Annotated in this window: 2 protein-coding genes and 1 pseudogene; 1 reads left to right on the plus strand and 2 read right to left on the minus strand. The window is 75.2% G+C overall.

The window, feature by feature from the left end; all coding sequences use genetic code 11:
- A pseudogene (locus tag CCN29_RS33945) lies at positions 1-946 on the minus strand (ROK family transcriptional regulator); the annotation flags it as partial.
- A gap of 97 nt (positions 947-1043) precedes the next feature.
- Positions 1044-2489: a xylulokinase gene (xylB, locus tag CCN29_RS33950; RefSeq protein WP_086686305.1), complete on the minus strand. Its 1446-nt coding sequence runs from the start codon at positions 2487-2489 to the stop codon at positions 1044-1046.
- A gap of 126 nt (positions 2490-2615) precedes the next feature.
- Here xylB and xylA point away from each other — a divergent pair, with 126 nt between their 5' ends.
- Positions 2616-3782 carry a xylose isomerase gene (xylA, locus tag CCN29_RS33955; RefSeq protein WP_006135177.1) on the plus strand — a complete coding sequence of 389 codons (1167 nt, stop codon included), beginning with the start codon at positions 2616-2618 and terminating at the stop codon, positions 3780-3782.
- Positions 3783-4027 lie beyond the last annotated feature (245 nt).

Genomic DNA, 4027 nt, shown 5'->3' on the forward strand with positions numbered 1-4027 from the left:
CGCGCAGGGCGCGTCGTACGGCGGCGTCGCCCTGTTCGGCGCGGCCCGCGAGCAGGCCGACCCGGTCCTCGCCCGGTTCGAGGCCGGCCGCGCGCAGCACCGCCTCCTCGCCCGCGTACTGCTCCAGGCAGCCCCGGCCGCCGCAGGCGCACGAGGGGCCGTCGGGCCACACCGGCACATGGCCCAGTTCCCCCGCGAACCCCCGGTTGCCGTGCAGCACCCGCCCGTCCACGACGACCGCCGCGCCGATGCCGATCTCGGCCGAGACGTGCAGGAAGTCGCGCGGGGTGTCCTCGCCGAGCCACAGTTCGGCGAGGGCGCCGAAGTTGGCCTCGTTGGCCACCGTCAGCGGCAGCTTCTCGGGGAGCAGCGCGCCGAGGTCCGTGTCGAGCCAGCCGAGGTTCGGCGCGCGGACGACGGTGCGGGCGTCGCGGGCCACCAGACCGGGGACGGCGACCGCGAGCCCGGCCGGCCACAGCCCCTCGCCCTCCGCCTCGGCCGTCACCCGGTGGATCAGCTCGGTGAGTTCACCGAGCACGGGCTCGGCGGACCGGTCCCGGTTCGGCACGTGCCGAACGGCCCGCGCCCGGACCTCCCCGCGCAGATCGACCGCGCACACCGCCAGGTGGTCGACGCCGACCTCCGCGCCGATGCCGGCCGGCCCCCGCCCGCTGACCGCGAGGGCGGAACCGGGGCGGCCGACCCGCCCGGGCCGCTCCGGGCCCAGTTCCTCCAGCAGCCCGGTGCGGATGAGTTCGTCGACCAGCGTGGACACCGCCGCACGGGTCAGCCCGATGCGGGAGGCGACGGCGGCCCGGGACAGCGGCCCGTCGTCCCGGACGGTGTGCAGCACCCGCGACAGGTTGCGGCGGCGCATGCCCTGCTGGGTGTCGGGCAGGGCGCGCCCCTGACCTGCGGGGCGGGCCTTGTGCAGCGGTGCGCTCATTCCTCCGTCAATCCTCGGTTCGGTGCCGTGATCCGCATGCGGCGGACGGCCACGGCGGCCGGCAGGCGGCCGCCGTGGGGCGGCGCCTGCCGGGGCGTCAGCTGTCGCCCGGGGCGCGCTCCAGCAGCGGGGCCGCGTCGGAGAGTACCCCGGCCAGCCGGGACAGGGTCTCCTCGTCCCGCTCCACCGCGTCCAGCACCGGCCCCTGCGCCGTCCCCCAGCGGCGGGCCACCGCGGCCGGGTCCTCCCCGGTGAGCAGCCCGGCCGCCTGGGCCGCCGCGCCGAGCGCGACCAGCTCCTTCGCCTCGGGCACCTGCACGGGCCGCCCGGACAGCCGCCGTACGGTCTGCTGCCAGGCGGTGCCGCGGGCGCCGCCGCCGATCAGCAGCAGGGGCGCCGACGGGTCGGCATCCTGGTCGAGGACCAGGTCCAGCGCGGCCAGCAGGGAGTACACGGCGCCGTCGTAGGCGGCCTGGAGCAGCTGGCCGCCGGTGGTGTCGTGGCGCAGGCCGTGCAACAGCCCCGAGGAGTGCGGGAGGTTGGGGGTGCGCTCGCCGTCCAGGAAGGGCAGCAGCGTGACACCGCGGCCCGGCTCGACGGCCTCGCGGTCGAGGCCGAGCAGGGCGGCGACCCGGTCCACGGCGAGCGTGCAGTTCAGCGTGCAGGCCAGCGGCAGCCAGTCGCCGCGCGCGTCGGCGAAGCCGGCCACCGTGCCGGTCGGGTCGGCAGGCCGGTGCTCCGACACCGCGTACACGGTGCCCGAGGTGCCGAGGCTCATCACCGGCGTGCCGGGACGCACCCCGAGGCCCAGCGCGGCGGCGGCGTTGTCACCCGTGCCGCACGCCACCAGCGTGCCCTTGGAGAACGGCAGGTCGTGGCCGTCGCGCACGGTCCCTGCGACCTCTCCGGGACGCACCACGCGCGGCAGCAGCGCCGGGTCGAGCCCCACGTGCGCGAGGATCTCCTCGTCGTACGCCTCCGTGCCCGAGGCCCACCAGCCGGTGCCGGAGGCGTCGCCGCGGTCGGTCGTGCCCTGGCCGGTGAGCCGCTCGGTGAGGTAGTCGTGGGGGAGGCGGACCGCCTTCGTGGCGCGCACCGCGTCCGGTTCGTGCTCCGCCAGCCAGGCCCACTTGGTGACCGTGAAGGACGCGGCGGGCACGCTGCCGGTGCGCTGCGCCCAGAACTTCGCGCCGCCCAGCTCCTCGACCAGCCGGCTCGCCTGCGGGGCGGACCGCACGTCGTTCCACAGCAGCGCCGGGCGGACCGGCTCCCCGTGCTCGTCCAGCGTGACCAGACCGTGCTGCTGCCCGCCGATCGACACCGCCGCGGCCTCGTGCGCCGCCTCGCCGCACTGCCGCAGCGCCTCGGTGAGGGCGTCCCACCACTGACGCGGATCGCTCTCCCGGCCCGCGCCGGAGGTCACCGTGTGCGGCGCCTGGCCGCTCGCGACGACCCTGCCGGTCGCCACGTCGACCACCAGGGCCTTGGTGGACTGGGTGGATGTGTCCACGCCGACGACGAGCGGACCCTCGGCTGCTGACATCGGTCTCTCCCTCTCCCGCGACCCACTTCCGCACCCGGCGGGGTGTGTCTCTTCCCAGAAATGTTCCTGCATACTAATTTGTAAACCGCCATGACGAAATAGTCTCAGCGAGCAAGGAGCCGCGGCATGAGCTACCAGCCCACCCCCGAGGACAAGTTCACGTTCGGCCTGTGGACCGTCGGCTGGCAGGGACGGGACCCCTTCGGCGACGCCACGCGCGGCGCCCTCGACCCGGCCGAGTCCGTCCGCCGCCTCGCCGAGCTCGGCGCGCACGGCGTGACCTTCCACGACGACGACCTGATCCCCTTCGGCTCGAGCGACAGCGAGCGCGCCGAGCACATCAAGCGGTTCCGCCAGGCGCTGGACGAGACCGGCATGAAGGTCCCCATGGCGACCACCAACCTGTTCACCCACCCGGTGTTCAAGGACGGCGGCTTCACCGCGAACGACCGTGACGTGCGCCGGTACGCGCTGCGCAAGACCATCCGCAACATCGACCTCGCGGTCGAGCTCGGCGCGCAGACCTACGTCGCCTGGGGCGGCCGCGAGGGCGCCGAGTCCGGCGCCGCCAAGGACGTCCGGGTCGCGCTGGACCGGATGAAGGAGGCCTTCGACCTGCTCGGCGAGTACGTCACCTCGCAGGGCTACGACATCCGCTTCGCCATCGAGCCCAAGCCGAACGAGCCCCGCGGCGACATCCTCCTGCCGACCATCGGCCACGCCCTCGCCTTCATCGAGCGCCTCGAGCGCCCGGAGCTGTACGGCGTCAACCCGGAGGTCGGCCACGAGCAGATGGCCGGGCTCAACTTCCCGCACGGCATCGCCCAGGCGCTGTGGGCGGGCAAGCTGTTCCACATCGACCTCAACGGTCAGTCCGGCATCAAGTACGACCAGGACCTGCGCTTCGGCGCCGGCGACCTGCGTGCCGCGTTCTGGCTGGTGGACCTGCTGGAGTCGGCCGGCTACGAGGGCCCGCGCCACTTCGACTTCAAGCCGCCGCGGACCGAGGACTTCGACGGCGTGTGGGCGTCGGCGGCCGGCTGCATGCGCAACTACCTGATCCTCAAGGAGCGCGCGGCCGCCTTCCGCGCGGACCCGGAGGTGCAGGAGGCGCTGCGCGCGGCGCGTCTGGACGAGCTCGCCCAGCCGACGGCGGCCGACGGCCTCCAGGCCCTGCTCGGCGACCGCTCCGCGTTCGAGGACTTCGACCCGGACGCGGCCGCTGCACGGGGCATGGCCTTCGAGCGGCTCGACCAGCTGGCGATGGACCACCTGCTGGGCGCACGCGGCTGACGCCCTCGGCCGGGGCCTGTCCTCCGGGACGGGCCCCGGCTTTCGTCGCGCCGAGGGCGCGGGCGGGGTGGCCCAGGTGGGCGGCCAGGGGGTGCGTACTCCGGGCGGCGGCCTGGGGCGCGCGGTCCGGGTGAGCGGCCGGGGTGCACGTACTCAGGCCGGGTGGCCAAGGGGGTGGCGTACCCGACCGTCGCCGGGCGCGTGCTCCGGCCCACGTCGGGTGGATACGCCCCGGCCCTCCCGTG

The sequence above is a fragment of the Streptomyces pseudogriseolus genome, from assembly GCA_002154585.1.
Lineage (GTDB): Bacteria > Actinomycetota > Actinomycetes > Streptomycetales > Streptomycetaceae > Streptomyces > Streptomyces pseudogriseolus.